The 1,217-nt window shown below is 67.3% G+C and carries 2 protein-coding genes; both read right to left on the bottom strand.

The window, feature by feature from the left end:
* Positions 1-55: 55 nt before the first annotated feature.
* A complete protein-coding gene (locus tag ACWF82_RS34375) occupies positions 56-346 on the bottom strand; it encodes an ATP/GTP-binding protein (RefSeq protein WP_379039867.1) in 291 nt (96 codons plus the stop codon).
* Between the two features lie 10 nt (positions 347-356).
* The gene (nucS, locus tag ACWF82_RS34370; RefSeq protein ID WP_452507728.1) at positions 357-1,100 is read right to left on the bottom strand and encodes an endonuclease NucS; all 744 of its coding nucleotides are present in this window, start codon (positions 1,098-1,100) and stop codon (positions 357-359) included.
* Positions 1,101-1,217: the final 117 nt, after the last annotated feature.

Here is a 1,217-nt window from a genome sequence, read left to right as displayed (position 1 = left end):
ACCGAAGGCCGCCTCGAAAGTTCGAGGCGGCCTTCGGTTTTCGTCGTCTTGCGGGTCAGGACCAGCGGCGGGTGATGCCGCGGGTGCGCCTGCCGTTCCAGCAGCCCTGATGCCAGTGCCTGCGGTCGTCCTCGCCGCCCTCGGCCGCCCAGGCGACGATATGGGCGACGCCAGGGGCGATCTCGTGGTCACAGCCGGGGCACCGATACGTCTTGACCGCCCTGGCGCCGGGAACCGTTCGGACGATGTAGGTTTCGTCGCCGGGCCCGTCCTCGGTGCGCCCGTACACGTCCCCGATGGGCGCGGGTTCGCTACGTCGCCCGGAGCGTGGTTTACGTCGCGGCATGGTTGCCAGCCTAGAAGAGGCGGAAAACGTTGCTCTCCGTGCCACGCAGCTCGTCGTAATCGAGCGTGAGGCAGCGGATCCCCCGGTCCTCGGCGAGAATGCGCGCCTGCGGCTTGATCTGCTGCGCGGCGAACACGCCGGCGACCGGCGCCAGCAGCGGATCGCGATTGAGCAGTTCCAGGTAGCGGGTGAGCTGTTCGACGCCATCGATCTCACCGCGCCGCTTGATCTCCACGGCCACCGTCGCGCCGTCGGCGTCGCGGCACAGCAGATCCACGGGGCCGATGGCGGTCATGTACTCACGCCGGATGAGGGTGTACCCCTCGCCCAGCTTCGTCACGTGTTCGGCCAGCAGCTCCTGCAGATGCGCTTCCACGCCGTCCTTCACCAGGCCGGGGTCGACGCCGAGTTCGTGCGAGGAGTCGTGCTCGATGTCCTCGATGGTGATGCGCAGTTCCTCGCCGGCCTTGTTGGTCACCACCCACAGCGCCTTGATGGTGTCCGGCAGCGCCGTCTTGCCCTCCCGCAGCGGCGTCACACCGGAGGGCAGCTCCGCGGGGACCAGAGTCGCGATATCGCGTTCCTCCAGCCAGCACGGCGGGCTCATCCAGTTCAGCGGCTTGTACGAGCCGCCGTCGGAGTGCACGAGCACCGAGCCGTCGGCCTTGATCAGCAGCAATCGGCGAGCCATCGGAAGGTGGGCGGTCAGTCGGCCGACGTAGTCGACCTGGCAACGAGCAATGACAAGGCGCACCCCGAAACTGTAGGTGACGTACCCGGGAACGCAAAAAGGCCCCCAGCATGATGCTGGGGGCCTTTCGCAATGATGTTCCGGCGGTGTCCTACTCTCCCACACCCTGTCGAGTGCAGT

This window comes from Nocardia sp. NPDC055053 (assembly GCF_053608285.1).
This window is presented reverse-complemented; position numbering and strand designations above follow the sequence as displayed.

Coding starts and splice junctions, on each gene's coding strand:
- ACWF82_RS34375 (WP_379039867.1), bottom strand. CDS start 346: ATGCCGCGACGTAAACCACGCTCCGGGCGACGTAGCGAACCCGCGCCC.